This is a genomic window from Flaviaestuariibacter terrae, assembly GCF_054777635.1.
Genome location: NZ_BAAHAL010000006.1, coordinates 1,084,354 through 1,104,736 on the forward strand (window position 1 = coordinate 1,084,354; position 20,383 = coordinate 1,104,736).

Sequence of the window (20,383 nt, forward strand, 5' to 3'; positions counted from 1 at the left end):
GTAAACCCATACATTTGCCACGACTCTCTCATCGCAGCCAAACTCGCACGTATGCACCTTACCCACTATGGCAGGCTCCTGCTGGCCGGAACCGTGTTACTGCTTATGTCCTTCCGCTCTCAGGCAGGGACCGTTACGGCCATCAGCTCCGGCAGCTGGAACAGCATGGCCACCTGGCTGGGCGGCGCCGTACCGGGCAATGCCGACGACGTGGTCATCGGCGCAAACTACAGTGTTACCCTGGCGGCTGATGTATCGATCAAATCACTCACGGTAAGCGGCTCCCTCGATGCTTCGACCTACGTGATCACTGCTGCCGCCTCCGGCTTCTTCACGATCAACGGCACGCTGCGTACTGCCAACAGCAATGGATTGATCAGCGGCACATCAGGCACGCTGTCGACGGGTAACAGCCCGCTGGTTACACTGGGCAGCAGCTCCACGATCGAGTACTACGGCAGCGGCTACCAGGTAATCACGGTGCGCGACTATGCCAACCTCGTTATCTCCGGTGCACGCGGCGGTCAGTGGCTCAGCATCGGCTCCGGCACGATCGGTATCAGCGGCACCTTCACGCACAGCGCCACGAACGTCAATTACAACAACAGCGCAACGGTCAACTATAAAGGCAGCAACCAAACCATCGCCGTCTTCCCGTACGAAGGCCTCAGCCTCGCCGGCGCAACCAACGCTTCGTTTCCTTCCGGCACGGTGACCATCTCCGACCTCTTTATCCCGGGAACGCTCACCGGCACCAACACGGGTACCATTAACTTCAACGGCCGCGGCCAGACGGTGCCGGCCTTCCTGTACAACAACCTTGACCTGAGTAACGCCAGCCAGCTTTCGTTCGCGACCCCGGGAATTATCGGGGTGCGCGGAACCTTCACGCGCGGCTACGTCAGCAGCGCTACTACCGGCAGCACGATCCGTTTCAACGGCAGCAACCAGACGGTCCCGGTGTTCGGCTACTACAACCTCGACCTGACCGGCGCCACGGGTACGTCTTTCGCCACGACCAATTACCCGGGCATCGACATCTACGGCAGCTTCACGCCCGATGCGATCACAAGGGCTACGACGGGCTCCTACTTCAATTTCAAAGGCGCGGCGGGACAGGCGCTGCCGGCGTTCAACTACTACAACCTCGACCTGGATAACGGCAGCCACAGCTTTCCCTCCGGTACGATCGGTATCGCCGGCGCGCTCAGCAACAGCCGCAACAATACACCCACGCAGGGAACGATCGCCTTCAATGGCAGCAACCAGTCGCTTCAGTCGTCGTTCAACTTTTACAACCTCGATATCAGCGCGGCGAGCAATATCGCGTTCACCAACTATACGGTGGGCATTGCCGGGTCATTCATCACCGGAAGCACAACATCGGCGGGCAGTAATTATACGGTCAGCTTTACCGGGAGCAACCAGACGGTTCCGGCTTTCCAGTACTACAACCTGAACCTGGCCGGGGCTACCGGGATATCCTTCGCCAACGGAACGATCAGGATCGGCGGAAGCTTTAGCCCGGGGAGCATCACGACGATTTCACAGGGTACGATCAGCTATACCGGCTCAAGCCCGTCGATACAGCCGCTCACGTATTACGGGCTCGACATATCGGCACCGGGCGCCGTCTGGATGAGCGCCGGCGGAGCCGTTACCATCAATGGGCCTTTCTCAGTCGGCTCTTCAACGCAACTGAACCTGAGCTCCTGGACGGCAACAACCTTCAACATCGCGGGGTCGCTTGCCTGGAATGCCAGCGGGGGCCAGTCGCTGCAGTTTCTTACCGTCAACCTTCTTGGCTCGGGCACGCTGAGCAACTCGGGCACGGGCTATACACCCAACGTAGTTATCGCCAGCGCCGCATCGTATACGCTTACTGGAAATTTTTCAGGCACGACGGGCAGTACGCTGACTGTAAACGGCTCGCTTAATATGGCCGGCTACCAGCTTGGCGGTGCCGGGTCGATCCTGGTGAACTCCGCTGGCACGATCAAGGTGGGCTATGCCAGCGGCCTGTCGGGAAGCCTGGCCAACAGCGGCGGCTACGTGTTCGCCAGCGGTGTCAGGTACGAATTCAACGGCACAGTGGCGCAGAGCACCGGCTTCAGCGGGGTCACGATAGGCACGCCGGCATCGGTCACCATCAGCAACAGCAGCGCCGACGTAACCCTTGACGGCGACCTGACGCTCGGCACCGGCGGACAGTTCATCGTCGCCAGCGGTGGCCGCTGCAACGCCGGCACACGCGGAATCACGCTGGGGAGCGGCGGCAGCGTCACGATCAACGGCACCTTCCGCACGGCCAGCACCGCGGGCTTCAGCGGCGGCACAAGCACAAGCATCCGCAGCAGCAACAACCCGACGATCAGCATCGGCTCCGGTTCCAGCATCGACTACAGCGCCAGCAGCGCGCAGGTCGTAACTGCCCGCAGTGACTACCAGCACCTGGCACTGAGCAACGGGCAGAAAACATTGGGCGGGGCAACCACCCTCGCCGGCAATATCACGCTGAGCGGCGGCTCCCGGCTCCTGCTCGGTGGCAATAGCCTGAGCATAGGCGGTACGATGAGCGGCGATGCCAGCAATTTCGTCGTCACCAGCGGCGGCGGGTCCGTAGTTCTACGGGGCATCGGCAGCGGCGGAAAGCAATTCGTGATCGGTGCCAGCAGCTCCAGCTACTCGCCCCTGACCATCGCACAGGCCAGCGGCCTCGACTGGACGGTGCAGGTCGCCGCGTCCATCAGCCCTACGCTGGCTACTTCGTCGGAAAGCATTCAACGCATGTGGACCATCACCCCGTCTACCAACCCGGTGCCTTCCGGCGCAACACTGACGTTTCAATACAACGAGGGCGACGCGGGTATCCAGGGCAGCAGCTGGAATCCCAACGGCAACGTGACGCTGAAACGCTATAACGGTGCGGCCTGGGTGACGCCGACCGGAAACATCGCCCCTACCGGGAGCGCCGGCGGCATCCGCACGGCTACAGCCGCGGGCATTACGCAGTTTTCGCCCTGGGTCGTGACCACCGGCGGCAGCGTGCTGCCTGTTCAACTACTCCGCTTTTCGGGCCGGCGCCAGTCGGCTGCCAACATCCTCAGCTGGTCGACGGCGCAGGAGAGTGAGAATGCGGGATTTACTATCGAGCGGTCCGCAGATGGCCGCAGCTTCCATACCCTGGCCCAGGTGCCGAGCCGCGCAGCGGGCGGCAACAGCAACACGCAACTAGATTACGAATTCAGCGACGCCGCAGCAGCGGGCACCCGGTACTACCGCTTGCGGCAGCAGGATCTCGGCGGGCGGGCACGCTATAGCCCCGTGGTAAAGATCTCGGACACCGTCGGCCTCCTGCCGCCGGGTAGCTTGTCGTTCAACCAGTCCGCAGACCTGCTCCGGGTGATGCTGCAATCGGCTTCGGCGCAGCGCGCGCAGCTCCTTGTGGCCGACGCTTCCGGCCGCCTGCTGCTCCTGCGCGAGCAGGTATTGGGCGTTGGCAGCAACAGCGTCGAGATCGGGCTGACCGGTCTGGCGCCGGGGCTGTACTTCGTGGAGCTGGTTTTTGAAGACGGCAGCAGGTCCGCAGGCCGGTTCCGGAAACTATAACCGCATTACGAACGCCCCGGAAGCGGGCTGAGCCGGCCCGCAGCTTTGCTTTTTCCTACCTTTAAGCCTTCGCAACAAACATGCTTTTCCGCCGCCCTACAGGCCCATGGCTTTACCTGCTCTTTTTGTCACTGCTGGCCTGCCGGCATAGCACGCCACGCTCCGAAAAGGCCGAGCGGGCCTTGTGGGAGCCCATTTTCCGACCAGCCTACCGCGCCATCGAGCGCGACCGCAGCCTCGAGAGCGGCGTTCGGACCTACGATTCGATCCTTCGCGAACACCCGACCGACAACCTGTTCGTACGCGCCGCCCGCTACGACGTACAGCATTTCTACTACTACTTTTTTGCTACCGACTACACCCGCTGCACACACCTGATCGACAGCGCCATCGCGCTCTTCGACAGCTACGAGAAAAAAAAGGCGTACCCGCGTACCTACTCGGGCTACCTGATGATCCGGGGTGACCTGGCTTTCCGGCTGAAGAAATTCGAGGAAGCCAATGAGTGTTACTTCCTCGCGAAAAGCACCGTGCAGAACTTCCTCGACACCTGCGAGCAGAGTACGTATTACTACAACATCGCCATGGCGCTGTACCGGCAGAAAAACTTCGTGGAGTCGCTCCGCAACTTCAAGGAAGCCTATGACAAGCAAAGCACCTGCCGCCCGCAAAGCACGCCGGTGGCGCTCCAGCAGCAGGAGATCCAGGGCAACATCGGCCTTTGCTACGTGCAGCTGAAAAACTACGACAGCGCGCTGTACCACTTCGGGCGGGAGCTCCAGGTGGCCCAATCCTTCCGCGACTCGCTCGGACCGGTTACGATGGAAATCATCCAGGGCGTGGCTTACGGCAATATGGGCAAGATCTACGTTGCACGTGCCGAGCTCGATTCGGCAAAGGCGCTCTTCCGCCGCAGCCTGGCGCTCAACAACCGCCATGGGCACGATCTTCACGATGCCCAGCTCGTGTCGCTGCAACTCGCCGATGTACTGGGTCGCGAGCGCCAGTACCCGGGCATGCGCCGGCTGCTCGACAGCACGCGCGCCGCACTCGACAGCATGCATATGCCCGACGCCGAAGGCGAATGGCGCCGTCTCATGTACGTGTATTACGATTCAACCGGCCGCCGCATCGAGGAGCTGGCCGCGCTTAAGAGTTACGTGGCACTCCGCGACTCACTCGACCAGGAGCAGCGAAGCCTCGAGAAGGCCGACCTCACGCGCCAGCTACGCAACCACGAGCAGGAACTGCAGATCGGGCTGCTGCGCAAAGACAACCAGCTCAAAAACATCTACCTCTGGGTCGCGGTGATTTTTGCGCTACTCATTACCGGAATCGTAGCCCTTATCTTTTCCAACTACCGGCGCAGTCGACGCAACCTCGCGGCGCAGCAGGAGCTAAACGAGCAGATCAGCCGGCAAAAGAGCGCCCTCGAGCGGGCCAACCTCGAGAAAGACCGGATCCTCCACGTTGTGGCGCATGATCTCCGGAGCCCCATCGGGGTAACGGCCTACGTGGCCGACCAGGTGCTGCTCGACGAAGTGGAAGGCCCCGTGGCCGCGCAGCTGCAGATGATCAAGGATGCCAGCAGCCAGGCCCTTGAGCTCACCAACGAGCTGCTCGGCCTGCAGGGCGCTGCACAACCCTTCAAGCCCTGCCTGCTCGGGCCACTGGTGAAAAGCGTTGCCGACATGCTGGCCTACAAGGCCCGCGAAAAAGGGCTGCAGCTCGATCTCCGGCTTAGCCCCGAGCCGTTGACGCTCAATGGCCAGCCCGAGCGCCTGCAGCGCGTTGTGGCGAACCTGCTCAACAATGCCATCAAGTTCAGCAGCAGCGGGCAGACCGTAGAACTACAACTCGCCCGTGAAGGCACGGATGCGGTGCTCCAGGTGATCGACCAGGGCATCGGGATCCCGCCGGCGCTGCAGCGGGACGTATTCGACCGCTTTACCACGGCCCGACGCAAAGGCACGGCCGGAGAGCATTCGTTCGGGCTTGGCCTTTCGATCGTTCGCGACATCGTGGAGGCGCACGGCGGAAGCATCGCGGTGCAAAGCGGCGAAGGGGCCGGGACACGCTTTACGGTGCGCCTGCCGCTCGCCAACGCCTGACCGGTCTAGCCGAGGATCCGGAGTTTTTCCTTGAGATTGCGGAGATAGCTTTCGGTCACTGCGAACGTACCCATCGGTGTCCGCACCTCGTCGCGGGCGAACTCCTGGATGTAGGAGACCTGCACGGCCTCCGCGCGGTTGATCTGGATAAAATTTTCCTGCAGGCTTTCGGGTATCAGGTACCGCAATGTCTTCGGCAGCGTGCTGCGTACATAGGAGGTGGTTCCGTCGACCGCGTTGAGTACCCCCGTGTAGTTTTTTTCGGAGCGAAGCCCCACGACGTCTTTCCAGTAGATCTTCTTGTACTTATCACCCTGCTTCACGAAAAACGAGTCGACCGCTTGCGGCTCCCGGGCGGCCTGCGCGGGTTTGTGGGCCGTAAAATTCTGAAGCGCCGACTGGATCGTGGCGAAAAGCGCCGCCGGGTTGACCGGCTTGGTGAGGTACGCCGACGGGTGCGCTTTGATAGCGGCCTGCGCGGTGGCGGCGTCGTAGCTGGCGGTTACGAATATAAAGGGCTTGTGGTGGCGGGCATGAATGATGTGCCCCAGCTCGATACCGCTCTCCCGGCCCCCAAGGTGAATATCGAGCAACACGATGTCGTAGCTGCATTCACTGAGTGCCTGTAGTGCCGAAGGCAGGTCGCTGGCCGTGCCGGCAACGCGGAACCCGAAGGCATCCAGGTTGCTGCTGAGGCTGCGTACCCAGAGTTCTTCGTCTTCGATTATGAGAACGGCGATTTCTTCTTGCATGATGGTTCGGTACCGCAAGATAAAACGCCTTTGGAAGAATGTGGTCAACTCATTCCCGGAAATTGCGGACCTCGTTCCCAAGATGCGGGCGCGGGCTACCGTTCGCTTGGGTGCGTGCTTCTCATCCGGTACCTTACGCGATCAAACCGCTTTCCGCGCCCGCACGTATGTGCTTTTAGCTATGAAAATTGTTTTCCTCTCCGGCTGTACCGCTGCCCTGCCTTCCCTGGGGCTGCTTCAGGAACAGGGCCATTCGCTGACGCTGCTTTGTCCCGCAAGCGCGGAAGGCCGCTCCGCGCGTGAAGAGGCGCGGTTGCTGGAGACCTGGGCCGCGGAGCACGGTGTACCCAACTGGCCGGTAGCGGCTTCCGACCTGGACGGCGAACTTCGGGAACTTATTCGCGAAACGGACCCGGACCTGGTACTTTCGTTCGGGTTTGCCGCCGCCATCCAGCCACAACTGCTTGAACCGGTACGCCACGGCGGCTGGAACGTGCACATCCGCCTGAGCCCGGCGGCCAACCCCCTTGATGGATTTGAAGGCTGCATTTCCCTCGGGCAGTGGCGCGGCGATCACCGCAACGACCTGCTGCTGGAGCGGCGCTGCGGGATACCTATCGACGAGGCACAACCGATGGAGGAGCTGGGCCGGCAGGCCGCCCTGCTCCTGGGCGACGCACTCCTCCGCGCCTCCGGTATCGGCCACCTTCTTGGCTGGCGTAACGGGATCGCCTGATTGGAAAAACTCTACACACATTTTTCCAAAAAATTGCTAGCTTGATCGCGCTGACGCTACGAAAGACGCCATTCGAATCATTGTCTTTCCCAAAACTTCTGTCATGAAAAAAGCGTTGCGCTACCTCCTGTTTTCCGTTCTGGCCCTTGCGCTGCTGATCGGCCTCTTTGCTTCCTTCGTCGCGATCCGTGGAATTCCGTCGTACAAGGCCGAAAGGGTCGACCTGAAGGTGGCGATAACGCCTGAGCGTGTGGCACAGGGGCAGAAGCTGGCCTCGATGCTGTGCCGCAGCTGCCACCTCGATCCCAATACGAACCGCTTCACGGGTCGCCGACTCGACGAGGCACCGCAGTTCGGCGACATCTATGCCCGCAACATCACCCACGACAAAATACACGGCATCGGCAACTGGAGCGACGGCGAGCTTGCCTACCTGTTGCGCACCGGCCTGAAGCCGGATGGCACCTACCTGCCGCCCTATATGCCGAAGCTCGTGATGCTGTCGGATGAGGACCTCGCCTCGGTGATCGCCTTCCTGCGCTCCGACCATCCCTGGGTGCAGGCCGACGCCACGGAGCAGCCCGTTTCGAGCCCCTCGTTCCTGACGAAGTTCCTCAGCAACATCAAGGCAATGAAGCCCTTCCCCTATCCCGCGACGACGATCCCGCCACCCGATACGACCAACAGCGTCGCCTGGGGTCGCTACATTGCGCTCGGCCAGCTCGATTGCTTCAGCTGCCACTCGCGCGATTTCGCCAAGAACGACTATTTCAATCCTGAAAAATCGCTCGGATTCTTCGGCGGCGGTAACGAGATGATCGGGCCGGATGGAAAGAAGATGCGCTCGCTGAATATCACCATGGACCCGGAAACAGGTATCGGCAAATGGAGCGAAGACGACTTTATCCATGCCGTGAAATACGGCCAGCTGCCCGCCGGGCAGAACGCGCTTCGCCTGCCGATGCAGCCCTACATGCAGCTTAGCGATAACGAGGTGAGCGCGATCTTCGCCTACCTCAAAACGGTTCCGCCGCTAACGAACGCCGTGGAGCGCGCGCCCTGAGGTCGGTCATTACGAAGCAAAACCCTGCGTTACGCGGTCTGCATCCGAATAGAAGTGACTTCGATGGCAAACGCGTTAGCGACCGTTAGCCATCGGCTTGCGGGCAGCTCTCAACAATTCATGCCGGCAAACATTCGGTTCAACGGGCGCATTATCAGTACAGGCAACTGCCTGGCAGGTACAACCGAAAAGGGTGCAACTTGCTATGCAAGCCAACCTCGCCACCAATGGAACACCCGATTGCCCCAAAAGCCTGCGCCTTCCCGCATCCGGAGAAATACAAGCGTCGCTTCCTGATCCGCATCAGTGAGCGCCTGATCCCGCTGGGCGTGGAAGACATCGCCTATTTTTTCGTCGACAACAACATCACCTTTATCAAAACCTGGGACGATCGCCGATTTATCGTGGAGCATTCGCTCACCGAGCTGCAGTCGCTGCTCGACCCGGCCCTGTTCTTCCGCATCAACCGCGCGCACCTGGTCCAGTTCAAGGCCCTGTCGGGGATAACCATGCACCACAGCAACCGCCTCAGGCTGACGCTGGTGCCACCCTTTCGCGACGAGGTATTTGTAAGCCGCGACAAGGTGCCCGAGTTCAAGCGCTGGATCGGAGGCTAAAAAAGAAAGAGGCGCCCGAAGGCGCCTCTCCAATCATTCAAACAGTATGTTCCGGGCTTTAGCCCTGCAAGCAAACGCGGGAGAGGCTCGGTGGTTTTCCTGGATAGAATGATCTTCTTGCTTTCATAGGATGGTTGGACGGTTTTTCAAGGATATCGGATAGTTTCCATAGGCGGAGTAAACACACACATTTCCTCCGGGCCGCAAAAAAGCATCTTTCAAAATAGTTGCCAAAGCAACCTTTGTCAATCGCAAATGGAAGCGGGCGAAGCGCAGGTTTCGCCCGGCTAACGGGGATCAGCCAGCGGCTTTTACCAGCGGCGCAGACAACAGCAGCTCGCCCCGAGCATCGGTCACCTGCAGCAACCAGGTGCCCGCGGGCACGGTGCCGGCCTGTAGTTCTACGGTACCCCGACGCAGGTAGGCATTGAAACGGCGCGCATCGCGCCCATCGCTCCCAAGAAAGCAAACCGTCACGGCGCCATCGGGGCGGCCCGGCAGCGCCACCCGTAGATGTACGGTAAAGGGATTCGGATAAACAGCATCGCCGCCGAGGGTATGGCGCGGAACTGTTGCCGGCGCCTCGCCGAGCGACAGGAGCAGCGGCGTGGGTGGCTTGCGAAGCCGCATCACGGTGCCCTGTGTTTCGTCGCGGAAGGAGTTGAAAAAGCCGCCCACCACGAGGCTGTCGTCAGTGCCCTGGAAGGCAAGCCTGGCCACGCATTGATCGAAGCCCGTTCCCGTGTTGAAGCTGGCATCGTAGGAGCCGTTGGTATTGAGCCGCGCGATCCGGTACACCGTATTTCCCTGGTAGGCCGTGAAGTTGCCGCCCACGACGACCTTTCCATTGCTCATGAAGGCCACCGATTTCGCTTCCATGCCCTGCGTGCAGAGCGCCGTGCCGCCCGAGCCGGTAAAGCCCGTGCCGACGGCAAACGTGGCATCGTAGGATCCGTCGCTGTTGAGGCGGGCGAGTCGCCCCGAATTGTTGCCCCGGTACTGGGTGAAAAATCCGCCGACATAGATCTGCCCGCGGTACACCTGTACCGAGGTGACCGTGCTGTTGAAGCCGTCCCAGCGGCCCGTCCACAGCGTGTTGTCGGTGGAGCCGTCGATGTTGATCCGTGCAAAGCGCCACAGGTCCTCGCCATTGACTTTGTAAAACTCACCACCCGCCAGGATCTTGCCGTTGTCGTCGAGCGCGAGGTGGTACACGGCCCCCTCCACCTTGGGTGTCGCTGCCGCATCGATAGTACCGTCGGTCTTGATCTGCACCAAGCCGCCGCCGTTGCCGCCGGCCACCGCTGTTCCGTTGTAATAGGTAAACAAGCCGCCGGCAACGATGCGCCGGTCGCTTGCCGCGGCTGTAGCGCGGATGGCCACTGTGTAGATGATCAGCTCGCCGTAGGAGGAGCCGCTGATACCCGAGCCGGGGTTGAAGGAGGCATCAAGGGCGCCCGAAGGCAGCAGGCGGGCAATGCCGCTGCGGGCCACCCCGTTGACGCTCGAGAAGCCGCCGGCTATGATGATCGATTCGTCCCAGGGCTGGATGGCAATGCTGTTGACGCGGCCGCCGCTGATGGCGGGACAGGTGAACGAAGGATCGGGAGCGCCGGTGGGCAGGAGGCGGAGCACCTTGCTGTAACCGAGCGAGGAGCTGTAGGCATGGAATTCCCCGGCGATCAGGATCCGCTTGTCGCTGTAGATCGCGAGGTCGCGCACATTGATGGTAGCCGTGGGCAGGTTGTAGTTGAACAGGTTGTCGCGTACGTACGATTGGGCGTGCGACAGGGCACAGGCCAGCAGGGCCAGGCAGGGGAGCCATAGCTTTCTCATAGGACAGGATTGGGTTGGGCGCTAAAAAAGCAAAGCCCCCCGATACGGAGAAAGCAATGTTGGCGAACCGGGTGAAGCGGAACCTGAACCGTAATGAGGCGGGGGTGAATGGCAGAGCTACGTAGGAAATCCGCAAAGGCTGAACTACAGGCACCCAGATTCTTGTGGATGGGTGCCTTCGTAATCTTCATCATAAATGCTCACCAGGACCGTGCAGACTGCCTTCGCGCATGCCCCGTGCCGCGGGGCGCTTGCTTACGATGGTGGCTCAGAAGGTAATAATAGATAAACCAAGGAGAGGTCAACTTTCAAAATTCCCTTTGCTTCTTCATTCCCTCCGCGCCCGGGTGTATTTCTTCGTGTCTTGGCGTTGCAATTGCCCGGACAAATGGACAGAAATTGCGTGGAGACGATGCTGGCATTGTAAGCGCTCGCAATTGCGGCAGGGCACAAAAAACACCCGGAGAGATTCCTGGGTGTTTGCAAATAAGTTTCTCTTACAGGCCTTGGTAACCACCTGTGGGATAGTGGCGCTGGAAACGGCGCGCCTTCTCCTGCAGGGCTAAGATTTCCTGGTCAATCGTACGCACCAGCACAGTGCTGTTGCGCGAGTCCTGTTGGGGCAGGTTGGACGGGCGCTCTGTCTGCGGCTGCCGTACTTTTTCGATTTTTTCCATCTGGCGGGTGGTTTTTGAAGTGATTAGATATCCGGCGTGTTCCGGTACTATGAAAGTACTAGTTCCGGTAAGGGAAAACAAGCACATCCGGCAAAGAAAATCGCATCCCGAACAGCCGCGCATGGACGCGAAGACCCGCTACCCGCAAGGGTTTGCGTGAGCCAATGATGGCATCGCCAACACATTAAAATAGCTGTTAAATTGTTGCTTCCGGCAAATCTTCCAGTGCCCGTTGTCGCGTCTCCCGCATACGCAGGTAGACGATCGCCGACACGGCAATACAGATCGATACATAGCCATAGAACCAGGAGGCATGGCCGGCCTTTTTTGCCCAGAGCGCAACGTACTCCGCCGTGCCCCCGAATACCGCCGTTGTAAGGGCATAGGGAAAGCCGACACCAAGCGCCCTGATCCGCGCCGGGAAGAGCTCCGCCTTCACCACCGCGTTAATGGACGTATAGCCGCTCACCAGGATGAGCCCAGCCATCAGGATCGCCAGCGCGGCCGCAGTGGAATGGACACCCTCCAGCGCCCGCAGCAACGGATAAGTAGCCAGTGCGCCGCCAATGCCGAAACCGACCAGCAGCGGCCGGCGCCCAAAGCGGTCGGAAAGCGCGCCAAAGGCCGGCTGCAGCAGGGCAAACAGGAGCAGCGACCAGAACGAGAGCCGCGTCGCCTGCGGCACGCTGAAGTGCACGGTATTGACGAGAAACTTTTGCATGTATACCGACCAGGTGTAAAAGGCCACGGTACCGCCGAGCGTGAGGCCCACCACGGTCCATACGGCGGCAGGGTGCCGCCCGAGCTCACGCAGCGACCCCTTGCGCGGCGCGGCGGCGGATTGCCGGAAGGCTTCCGTCTCCTCGAGACGGCGCCGGAGGTAAAAGGCAACGACCGAAAGCAGGGCCCCGACGCCGAACGGGATCCGCCAGCCCCAGTCGGCCAGCTGGGCCGGGCTCAGCAGCGCCTGAAGCCCGAGCAGCAGCGCCATGGCCAGCAGCTGCCCTCCTATCAGTGTTACATACTGGAAGCTCGAATAAAAGCCCCGGGAGCGGTGCTCGGCCATCTCGGAGAGGTAGGTCGCCGACGTGCCGTATTCACCACCCACGCTAAGGCCCTGCAGCAGCCGCGCGGCAAAAAGTAGGATCGGCGCAAGAAGGCCAATGCGGCTAAACGAAGGGATCAGCGCGATGAGGGCCGAGCCGAGCGACATCAGCAGCACCGACACCGTCATCGCGACGCGGCGCCCCTGCCGGTCGGCAAGGCGGCCAAACACCCAGGCACCCACCGGGCGCATGAGAAAGCCGACGGCGAAAATTCCGGCCGTATTGAGCAGCTGTGCGGTTGAATCCTGCCCGGGAAAAAACTGCGGCGCGAAGTACAGCGTGAAGGCCGAGTAGGCATACCAGTCGTACCACTCCACGAGGTTCCCCACCGAGCCGCCGAAGATCGCCCGGAGGCGCTGACCACGGCTCATCGGTAGGCGGGACCCTTGTTCACGCATTGCTTCCATGGCCGAAAAGCTAGCACATTGCAGGGCTTATGGACTAAAAATATTTTGTCGTAAAATCTTTGTTTAACATGTCGTATCTCTGAAAGGGTCGTACATTGTATCATCTTTTCAACGTAAACCCATACGAATGAACCTGAGAGAAGTAATCGCTGTGCTGCTTGGCCTTAAAAAGCCTGTACTGGTTCCGATTCCCGTGAGAAACCAAAAAGTACCTAAGAAGTAAGTCCGAACCGGAAAATATTGAACGCCTCCCGCCACGCGGGGGGCTTTTTTATGGGCGTTCGTACTGGGCAGATCTTGCAACGAATTGTTTCAAAGCTGAAGGTTGGTCACAGGTTACAACACCGTTGATTGATACCCATCAAATCATAGCACTACTCATTCGAAAGTTGCTTGAAGGGTAACCAGCTCTATGGTTGTGGCGTTTGCTTCGCCGCGCCCGCAATGACGCCAGAGGCGTCGCGCGCCGGCTTGCGCTTGCTCGCCTCATATTTCTCACGCACCACCTGTGCCATCGGTACCTGGCGCACCTTACCCTCGAGCCAGGAAATGATGTCGAGGTAGGCAAAGGCGCGTGTTTCGAAGCGGCTCTTCTCGTACTGCTTCATCTGCTCGAGCAGTGTGCGGAAGGCCTCATGCACGCGGCGCGGCGAATGATGAAAATGCTGGCGGAGAAACGCGAACATCTGCTCCTCAATGACCGTCAGGTTTTGCATCTTGGCCATGTATCGGTACACCGAGCGCACGAGGTATTCCATGAGGTCGTAATTCCCAAGCTCGTAGTGCGCCAGCAGGTGGAGCAGCCGCGCATAGCACTGCAGGTCGTTGCGCAGGTCGACCTTCCAGTGGATGATCTTGTGCACGTAATCGATCGCTTTTTCGTAATCGCCCGAGCCGAAGTAGAGCGAGGCGATCTTGTACCAGAACACAAGCACGCGGTGCCGGTCGATATAACCCTGGTATTCCAGCAGCTTCTCCTCCACGTACGGAACAAGTGCAAGCCCTTCGCGGAACGTGCCCACCATGAAGTGCTGGTTGATCCGTGCTGTAGTGAGATAGATGAACGTCTGCACGCGGTTGTTGTGGCTCTTTTGCACGATGTCGGATGCGGCGAAGGCTTCGAAGCGGTCAAGCACCTGCTGGAAGCCGCGGAAGTTGCGCAGGTCGAAGTGTGCGTTGCACAGGTTGTGCAGGCCCTTGATGTAATGACCCGTCTCCACCTGGATCATCTGCGGGTTCTGGTGAAAGAGGTCAACCCACTTCTGCACGTAGCGGTAATACTGGAGAAAATCCTGGCGGATAAAGCCGTACCACATATAGCTCTGGTAAAGATAAAGCGCCTCGTAAAAGCCCATACCGGCAAGGGCTTCGGCCGACACACCCATCTCCGCGAGCTGCTCGGTGCTGGTAGTTCCCGGTAACGTTGTTTCGATGCCGGGCACGAAATGCTTCGCGGCGACACGGAGCGCGCGGTTGATGCGGTAGCGGAAGAATTCCTTCACATCGGTTTCATCCTGCTCGTTGCGGGCATGGCCATTCTGGATATACCAGCTATAGAGTTGCAGCGCGAGGTTGGACAGGTGCGTGATGATGCGGCGCTTCTCGTTGATCTCCTCGGCTTCGTGCGTGAGCTGCTCGGCGCGTCCTTCCATGGAGCGCGTGATGTGGAGCACTTCGATCTTTTTTTCGAGCGAGATGATCTGTATGAGAAAAGAATCCTGGTTGTAGTTCTTCGCCGTTTCCTTGAGCCGCTCGAGGATCCGGAGGCTTTGAATATAGAGACCCTTGTTGTAGAGGATGCGCGCGTTGTCGAGCCCCTCGTGGAGTTGAATGTCGATGTTCTCGTCGTTGCTGAGAAGACGCAGCGAGGCCAGCAGCTGGCGGTACAGGTGAGCCTTGCTGTTGGGGAGCTGCTGCTTCTTGATGGAGGGTACTTTTTTAAGCAACAGGGCCTCGTCGTACTCCTTCATTTTGTCGAGGGCGTCGAAGAGCTGTACGATCTTGAGGTCTTCGTTGGCCGAATTCCGCGTGATATACAGCTTGAAGTTCCGCTTCTCGGCTTTGTGCAAGGAGTGGATCAGGTTGAAAAGGTCGTCACTGGCTCGGTTGGGCATCGTAGCAAAATTACCAAAAAACGGCCGCCGGCGTTGACGCTACGTTCACCGCCACCCTGTTTACCATGCAATCGTTCCCGGCAAAATGACCCGCAACGCGGCCCCGGGCGGCTTATTTTCGGAATGGGTTCAGCTACTGTATCCATCTCATTAAGCAAGCAATCGTTTCCGTCCGCTGTTTCCACAGGGGACTTCTTTTTTCAACGTGTCGTAAATCATCAACCATGGAAATCCTTGATACGGCGCCGGCCGCAGCAGCCGCGCCCGCACTCGTCCGTCGCCGCCGCCGCTTCGCAACGACGCCCATGCTCGTGCTCGCCGCCGTCATTGCGCTCTGCCTCCTGTTTCCGTCGGTGCCCAGCGTGCTTTCGACGGTGCCCACGAGCGCCGCCGATACCGCCTGGATGCTGACGGCGACAGCGCTGGTGCTGATCATGACGCCCGGTCTTGCTTTTTTCTATGGCGGCATGGTCAACAAGAAGAACGTGCTCTCCACGATGCTGCAAAGCTTTATCTGCATGGTCGTCATCACGCTGCTCTGGGTGATGCTGGGCTTCTCGCTTTCGTTCGGCGATTCGGTAAGGGGCGTTGTGGGCAACCCCTCCACCTTCTTCATGCTCCGCGGCGTGCTCGATGGCGCGCCCTACAAGCTGGCGCCCACGATCCCGATCGTGCTCTTCGTCATCTTCCAGCTAAAGTTCGCCATCGTCACACCGGCCCTTATCACCGGCGCCTTCGCGGAGCGGATCCGCTTTACGTCGTACCTCCTGTTCATCTGCCTCTTCTCGCTGTTTATTTATTGCCCGCTTGCCCACGCCACCTGGCATCCCGAGGGAATCCTGTACCGGCTCGGCGTGCTCGACTTCGCGGGCGGCACCGTGGTGCATATGAGCGCGGGCTGGGCGGCCCTGGCTTCGGCGCTGTACATGCGCCGCCGCGCGAAGGCGGAGCATAATCCCGCCCGCATTACCTACGTGCTGCTGGGTACGGGCCTGCTCTGGTTTGGCTGGTTCGGCTTCAACGCCGGCTCCGCCTATGGCGCCAACGGCCTCGCCGCAACCGCATTGGCCACGACCACAACCGCGTCGGCGGCCGCGGCCTTTGGCTGGATCCTGTTCGATGCGCTGCGTGGCCGCAAAATGTCGGCCTCGGGCACCTGTATCGGTGCCGTGGTAGGCCTCGTTGCCATCACGCCGGCAGCAGGCTACGTTACCATACCGCACTCCATCCTTATCGGACTTATCAGCGCCGTCGTGAGCAACATCATGGTCATACTCGGCAGCCGCACGGGTATCGATGACACGCTCGATGTCTTTCCCTGCCACGGCATGGGCGGTATCAGCGGCATGCTGCTCACCGGCGTCTTCGCCTGCAAGGGCGTCAATCCCGCCATTGCCGGCAACGGACTTTTCTTCGGCGAAACGAAGCTGTTTCTGGTGCAGCTCGCGGCGCTCGTGGGCGTGTCGGTCTTCGCCTTCGGCGGCACCTGGCTCCTGCTCCGCCTGACCAACGCCATTCTCCCACTCCGCGTCTCCGACGAGGAGGAACGGGTGGGGCTGGATGAGAGCCAGCATGGGGAACGTCTGTAAGACAGTTACCGGTTTCCGGTTTATAGTTTACGGTTGGCGCTTGCGTGTTTGGAAATTTGTTGCCGGTTTGCAATCGCTGGCTATATGCGGCCCTTGAATTTCTGGCCCTTGGTATCGGATCGATTTAAATAGCTTATCAGGCGGCTCAGCGAAGCAGCTACTGAGTCCGTTTCCGTATAGAGCTCGCTGAATTGCTCGCTGGAGATGTAGTGGACATCCAGCCCACGGTATAGTTGGGACTTGAGCTCGCCGCATTCCCCTTTCGCATACCCGAGGTGATTGATAAATTCGAGCCGGCTGCCTCGCTCAAAGCCTTCGGCGATATTGTCCATGATGCCGCCACTGCTCCCTCTTATCTGGTCTTTGTACCGGAAATCGACTGAAATTGGTGGCCTAAACGTTAGCGCATAGATTTTTTGGCATAGCGCCCTGGCGCGTTGCCAGACAACGAGGTCTTCGAGCTTTTTAATGGTAGGCATAAGAACGATTCAAAAAACGTGGCCGTTCTTACGAAGAGGAAATTGCGCGGGGAGATGCATATCAAAAATAAAGGAGCTACCGGAAACCTCCAACTCAAAACAGGAAAATCCAGATCCGAAAACCAAAACCGGAAACCGGAGACCGAAAACGTGAAAAAACCGACATTCTGGGTACCTTTAGCCTAAGTATGCCCTCCGCCGCCCTACCTTCCAACGAACAGCAACGACTCGAAGATTTGTATTCCTACGGTATTCTCGATACCGGGCCGGAACGCGATTTCGATGAGCTCGCCGAGCTAGCGAACCTGATATGCGGCACGCAGATGTCGCTCGTATCGCTGATCGACGAGCACCGCCAATGGAACAAGGCATCCGTGGGCTACCCGGTTGCAGAAACACCGCGTGAGATCACCATCTGCCAGCATGTGATCCTGGGCACCGAATTATTCGTGGTGGAAAACACCCTCGAGGACAAGCGCTTTTGCGACCTGCCGGGTGTTCAGCATGATCCCAAGGTCCGGTTTTACGCAGGGGCGCCGATCATCTCGCCCGGCGGCTTCTCGCTCGGCACCGTCTGCGTTTTTTCCGACAGGCCTGGTCAGTTAAACGATCTTCAAAAAACGACATTGCAAGGGCTGGCGCGGCAGGCCTCGCTCCTGCTCGAATTCCGCAAGAAGAACGAGCAGCTGAAGCAGATCGCCCGCGAACAGCTCCAATTGAAGCAGCTTGCCGAGATCGCCTCGAAGACGCAGAAGCAATTCCTCAGCACGATGAGCCACGAGATCAGGACACCCCTCAATGGCGTCATCGGTATGACCAACCTGCTGCTGGCCGAAAACCCGGCGCCGCAGCAACTCGAATACCTGCACTCGCTCCGCTTCGCGGCCGACCACCTGCTCAGCGTCGTCAACGACGTTCTCGACTACAACAAGATCACCGGGAACGTCCTTTCGTTCGAGCGGATCGATTTCAATCTCGGCAACATCATCCGCGAGGTCGGTCGCAGCCACGCTGTGTCGGCAACGGCCAAGGGCATCCGGCTCGACGTGAGTATCGATTCGTCGGTGCCCGAGCGTGTCAACGGCGATCCCGCGCGCCTCACCCAGGTGCTGCACAACCTGCTGGGCAACGCCGTGAAGTTTACCGAAAAAGGGAGCGTTCAATTGCAGGTGAAGCTGCAGCAAACGGGCGACGAGCATTTTGATATTTACTTCGCCGTAAAGGACACCGGCATCGGCATCGACGAAAGCGGGCTGGAAAAGATCTTCGACGAATTCAGCCAGGCACACGCGGGCATTTCGCGGCAATTCGGAGGTACAGGTCTTGGTCTCGCCATCAGCAAAAAGATCCTCGAGCTGCAAGGCTCCGAGATCTTCGTCCGCTCGAAGCCCGGCGAAGGCTCCACGTTTTATTTCACCTTGCCACTGCGGAAGCCGCTGGCCCGGAGCAGCCGTGGCGAAGGGCAACCGAGACCCGAAGAAACAGCGGCATTCCCCGGGCTCAGCGTGCTTGTGGCCGAAGACAACCCGCTCAACTGGGTGGTACTCCGCAAATACCTGCAGCTTTGGAAGGTGGAGCCCGATCACGCAGCCAACGGTGCTTTGGCGCTCGAGATGGCCGCGCAGAAACAATACGATGTCATTTTCATGGACCTGCAGATGCCCGTGCTCGATGGGTACAGCGCTACGGAGCAACTGCGCGCGCGGGGCTACGACGGCGCGATCTACGCCATCAGCGCCAACGCATTTGCGAAAGAGGAGCAGGACCTGCCGGCGCTCGGTTTCACCGACTCCGTTTCCAAACCCTTCGACCGCGCCGAGTTGTGCAGCAAGCTCACCGGCGTGCTGCGCGGAAAAATTCCCAGCAATATGTAAGGAGACCTGCTCTCCGGCCGGCAATGAATGACGCGTTTGCCTGCCGAGTGGCGACACGGCTTTTCAAAAAAAGAGGCCACCTCCCGGCGGCCCCTACCCTATTCAAACAAGCGGTCGCTAGCGACGACCGCTACGGAGACGCTCTTCGATCTTCTCGCGGGAGTTCCCGACTTCCTTGATGATGCGGCGCACTTCTTCGGCCGAAACGTTGAACTTCCCGGCGATGTACTGCACCTCGTATTTCTCTTCACCCGACACCCGCGCGCGATCGCGTCCGTCACGCATGTTCTTATTGTCTGCCATAGTAAAGTGTTTAGCGCTACCTGCCGAAAAATAGTGCCAGAGTGAACAAAGCAGGGGTGCCTGCGGCTGATTCAGGAAGGCCTTACGACTCATGCCGCTCAAACTTATTTCCACTGAAAACCCGGGTGGAAATGTTGAACTCATCGGCATAGGTCATGATATGCACCAGGAGGCCCGCAATGGAAATGGGCGCCCCGCTTTTGATGGCCGCGATGTTATTATAGTGTACGTTATGCCCGTCGATAACGACGACAGATGAGGAGCCTATCGCGCGGAAGCGGTTGCCGCTTTCCACTACGATCCCGGTGTCTTCACCCAGCCCGATACCGATGGCGCCGGGCTGGGCGGCAATGGCCTGTGCGAGACGCCCGAAGCGGCCCCGCTTGTCGAAGTGCGTGTCGATGATCACGTCGGTGAGCAAGCCGAGACCCATACTGAGGCGCACCTCCTCTTTGAAGTACGCTTTTGCCGGGTCCCCGCCGGTGATCATGGTGCTGCTCATGCAGGCCGCTCCGGCACTGGTGCCCGCGATCACGAAGGGCTCATCGTGGTAGCGCCGGCGCAGCAGGTCGAAAGCCGCGGTCCCTCCCAGCACCGAGCAAAGACGCAACTGGTCGCCGCCGGTGATCATCACACCGTCGCAGCGCGCGATCCGGTCCAGCAGCTCTGGGTCCTCCGCGTCGGTGCGGTCGCGGATCCGCAGATGTCCCACCTCGTCGAAACCGAGTTTCCGAAAGGCCTTGCGGTATTCCCGGTAATGTTCGTCGGGCGTGGCGGAGGCCGTAGTGATGACCTCCACGTGCGGCGCTTCGCGCTTCATCAGCGCCCGCACGTTTTCCAGGATGCCGTACCGGAAGAAATCCAGCTCGTTCGGTTCCGGCACATCGCTGTCGTTCCCTTTGTCCTCGGCTCCGCCGATGGAGACGAGAAAGCCTTTAGGATGGGTCATACTGCTGTTGTCAAAAAAGCTGTGCCGGGTTCCTGCTGACCTGCGCCGCGGGAGGCGTCAACTGTTCCATTCGCGCAACAGTCCGGCGACGACGCATTTCCCCAATCCTGCCCGGTAAACGGCGTACCTGCTACTACCATCCGAGCCGTTCAATGGCACAC

15 protein-coding genes are annotated in these 20,383 nt (G+C 59.7%); 7 read left to right on the plus strand and 8 right to left on the minus strand.

Going from position 1 to position 20,383, the window contains the following annotated elements; all coding sequences use genetic code 11:
* Positions 1 to 51: 51 nt before the first annotated feature.
* Together ACYU7Z_RS05470 and ACYU7Z_RS05475 are read left to right on the plus strand one after the other, a co-directional pair.
* Entirely contained in the window at positions 52 to 3,609 is a 3,558-nt protein-coding gene (locus ACYU7Z_RS05470) for a beta strand repeat-containing protein (RefSeq protein WP_460568183.1), read from the plus strand.
* A gap of 80 nt (positions 3,610 to 3,689) precedes the next feature.
* Positions 3,690 to 5,720 (plus strand): ATP-binding protein, encoded by a 2,031-nt coding sequence (locus ACYU7Z_RS05475; RefSeq protein WP_460568185.1) that lies wholly within the window; start codon positions 3,690 to 3,692, stop codon positions 5,718 to 5,720.
* A gap of 5 nt (positions 5,721 to 5,725) precedes the next feature.
* Here the strand turns inward: ACYU7Z_RS05475 and ACYU7Z_RS05480 are convergent, their stop codons facing one another.
* Positions 5,726 to 6,472, minus strand: coding sequence for a LytR/AlgR family response regulator transcription factor (locus ACYU7Z_RS05480; RefSeq protein WP_460568187.1), 747 nt, complete (start codon positions 6,470 to 6,472; stop codon positions 5,726 to 5,728).
* A gap of 181 nt (positions 6,473 to 6,653) precedes the next feature.
* Between ACYU7Z_RS05480 and ACYU7Z_RS05485 the strand changes: the two genes are divergently transcribed.
* The 3 genes from ACYU7Z_RS05485 to ACYU7Z_RS05495 all read left to right on the plus strand — a co-directional run bounded on the left by ACYU7Z_RS05485 (position 6,654) and on the right by ACYU7Z_RS05495 (position 8,888).
* On the plus strand, positions 6,654 to 7,208 hold the full coding sequence (locus tag ACYU7Z_RS05485) for a hypothetical protein (protein WP_460568189.1): 555 nt from the start codon (positions 6,654 to 6,656) through the stop codon (positions 7,206 to 7,208).
* A 103-nt stretch (positions 7,209 to 7,311) separates the two neighbouring features.
* Positions 7,312 to 8,271, plus strand: coding sequence for a c-type cytochrome (locus ACYU7Z_RS05490; protein ID WP_460568191.1), 960 nt, complete (start codon positions 7,312 to 7,314; stop codon positions 8,269 to 8,271).
* A 227-nt stretch (positions 8,272 to 8,498) separates the two neighbouring features.
* Positions 8,499 to 8,888 carry a LytR/AlgR family response regulator transcription factor gene (locus ACYU7Z_RS05495; protein WP_460568193.1) on the plus strand — a complete coding sequence of 130 codons (390 nt, stop codon included), beginning with the start codon at positions 8,499 to 8,501 and terminating at the stop codon, positions 8,886 to 8,888.
* A 297-nt stretch (positions 8,889 to 9,185) separates the two neighbouring features.
* Here ACYU7Z_RS05495 and ACYU7Z_RS05500 read toward each other — a convergent pair whose 3' ends face one another.
* The 4 genes from ACYU7Z_RS05500 to ACYU7Z_RS05515 form a co-directional block, all read right to left on the minus strand.
* A complete protein-coding gene (locus tag ACYU7Z_RS05500; protein ID WP_460568195.1) occupies positions 9,186 to 10,724 on the minus strand; it encodes a delta-60 repeat domain-containing protein in 1,539 nt (512 codons plus the stop codon).
* Positions 10,725 to 11,221: 497 nt separating this feature from the next.
* The gene (locus ACYU7Z_RS05505; RefSeq protein WP_460568197.1) at positions 11,222 to 11,401 is read right to left on the minus strand and encodes a hypothetical protein; all 180 of its coding nucleotides are present in this window, start codon (positions 11,399 to 11,401) and stop codon (positions 11,222 to 11,224) included.
* A gap of 196 nt (positions 11,402 to 11,597) precedes the next feature.
* Positions 11,598 to 12,878, minus strand: coding sequence for an MFS transporter (locus ACYU7Z_RS05510; RefSeq protein WP_460568199.1), 1,281 nt, complete (start codon positions 12,876 to 12,878; stop codon positions 11,598 to 11,600).
* Between the two features lie 446 nt (positions 12,879 to 13,324).
* On the minus strand, positions 13,325 to 15,028 hold the full coding sequence (locus ACYU7Z_RS05515; protein ID WP_460568201.1) for a hypothetical protein: 1,704 nt from the start codon (positions 15,026 to 15,028) through the stop codon (positions 13,325 to 13,327).
* 224 nt (positions 15,029 to 15,252) lie between these two features.
* Between ACYU7Z_RS05515 and ACYU7Z_RS05520 the strand changes: the two genes are divergently transcribed.
* Positions 15,253 to 16,617: an ammonium transporter gene (locus tag ACYU7Z_RS05520; protein WP_460568203.1), complete on the plus strand. Its 1,365-nt coding sequence runs from the start codon at positions 15,253 to 15,255 to the stop codon at positions 16,615 to 16,617.
* Positions 16,618 to 16,697: 80 nt separating this feature from the next.
* On the opposite strand, the gene ACYU7Z_RS05525 is transcribed toward ACYU7Z_RS05520, so the two are convergent.
* Complete coding sequence (locus ACYU7Z_RS05525) at positions 16,698 to 17,096, minus strand: four helix bundle protein (RefSeq protein ID WP_460568205.1); 399 nt, start codon at positions 17,094 to 17,096, stop codon at positions 16,698 to 16,700.
* A 188-nt stretch (positions 17,097 to 17,284) separates the two neighbouring features.
* On the opposite strand from ACYU7Z_RS05525, the gene ACYU7Z_RS05530 reads away from it, so the two are divergent.
* Complete coding sequence (locus ACYU7Z_RS05530; protein WP_460568207.1) at positions 17,285 to 18,970, plus strand: GAF domain-containing hybrid sensor histidine kinase/response regulator; 1,686 nt, start codon at positions 17,285 to 17,287, stop codon at positions 18,968 to 18,970.
* Between the two features lie 117 nt (positions 18,971 to 19,087).
* Here ACYU7Z_RS05530 and ACYU7Z_RS05535 read toward each other — a convergent pair whose 3' ends face one another.
* Positions 19,088 to 19,273, minus strand: a complete 186-nt coding sequence (locus tag ACYU7Z_RS05535) for a DUF3606 domain-containing protein (protein ID WP_460568209.1) — start codon at positions 19,271 to 19,273, stop codon at positions 19,088 to 19,090.
* An 82-nt stretch (positions 19,274 to 19,355) separates the two neighbouring features.
* Entirely contained in the window at positions 19,356 to 20,222 is an 867-nt protein-coding gene (locus ACYU7Z_RS05540; RefSeq protein ID WP_460568211.1) for a cyanophycinase, read from the minus strand.
* Positions 20,223 to 20,383: the final 161 nt, after the last annotated feature.

What these genes read in the sequence shown, in the direction of transcription:
- ACYU7Z_RS05530 (WP_460568207.1), top strand. Translation starts at nt 17,285, where the DNA reads ATGCCCTCCGCCGCCCTACCTTCCAACGAACAGCAACGACTCGAAGAT.
- ACYU7Z_RS05520 (WP_460568203.1), top strand. Translation starts at nt 15,253, where the DNA reads ATGGAAATCCTTGATACGGCGCCGGCCGCAGCAGCCGCGCCCGCACTC.
- ACYU7Z_RS05540 (WP_460568211.1), bottom strand. Translation starts at nt 20,222, where the DNA reads ATGACCCATCCTAAAGGCTTTCTCGTCTCCATCGGCGGAGCCGAGGAC.
- ACYU7Z_RS05485 (WP_460568189.1), top strand. Translation starts at nt 6,654, where the DNA reads ATGAAAATTGTTTTCCTCTCCGGCTGTACCGCTGCCCTGCCTTCCCTG.
- ACYU7Z_RS05505 (WP_460568197.1), bottom strand. Translation starts at nt 11,401, where the DNA reads ATGGAAAAAATCGAAAAAGTACGGCAGCCGCAGACAGAGCGCCCGTCC.
- ACYU7Z_RS05500 (WP_460568195.1), bottom strand. Translation starts at nt 10,724, where the DNA reads ATGAGAAAGCTATGGCTCCCCTGCCTGGCCCTGCTGGCCTGTGCCCTG.
- ACYU7Z_RS05525 (WP_460568205.1), bottom strand. Translation starts at nt 17,096, where the DNA reads ATGCCTACCATTAAAAAGCTCGAAGACCTCGTTGTCTGGCAACGCGCC.
- ACYU7Z_RS05510 (WP_460568199.1), bottom strand. Translation starts at nt 12,878, where the DNA reads ATGAGCCGTGGTCAGCGCCTCCGGGCGATCTTCGGCGGCTCGGTGGGG.
- ACYU7Z_RS05515 (WP_460568201.1), bottom strand. Translation starts at nt 15,028, where the DNA reads ATGCCCAACCGAGCCAGTGACGACCTTTTCAACCTGATCCACTCCTTG.
- ACYU7Z_RS05535 (WP_460568209.1), bottom strand. Translation starts at nt 19,273, where the DNA reads ATGGCAGACAATAAGAACATGCGTGACGGACGCGATCGCGCGCGGGTG.
- ACYU7Z_RS05470 (WP_460568183.1), top strand. Translation starts at nt 52, where the DNA reads ATGCACCTTACCCACTATGGCAGGCTCCTGCTGGCCGGAACCGTGTTA.
- ACYU7Z_RS05495 (WP_460568193.1), top strand. Translation starts at nt 8,499, where the DNA reads ATGGAACACCCGATTGCCCCAAAAGCCTGCGCCTTCCCGCATCCGGAG.
- ACYU7Z_RS05475 (WP_460568185.1), top strand. Translation starts at nt 3,690, where the DNA reads ATGCTTTTCCGCCGCCCTACAGGCCCATGGCTTTACCTGCTCTTTTTG.
- ACYU7Z_RS05490 (WP_460568191.1), top strand. Translation starts at nt 7,312, where the DNA reads ATGAAAAAAGCGTTGCGCTACCTCCTGTTTTCCGTTCTGGCCCTTGCG.
- ACYU7Z_RS05480 (WP_460568187.1), bottom strand. Translation starts at nt 6,472, where the DNA reads ATGCAAGAAGAAATCGCCGTTCTCATAATCGAAGACGAAGAACTCTGG.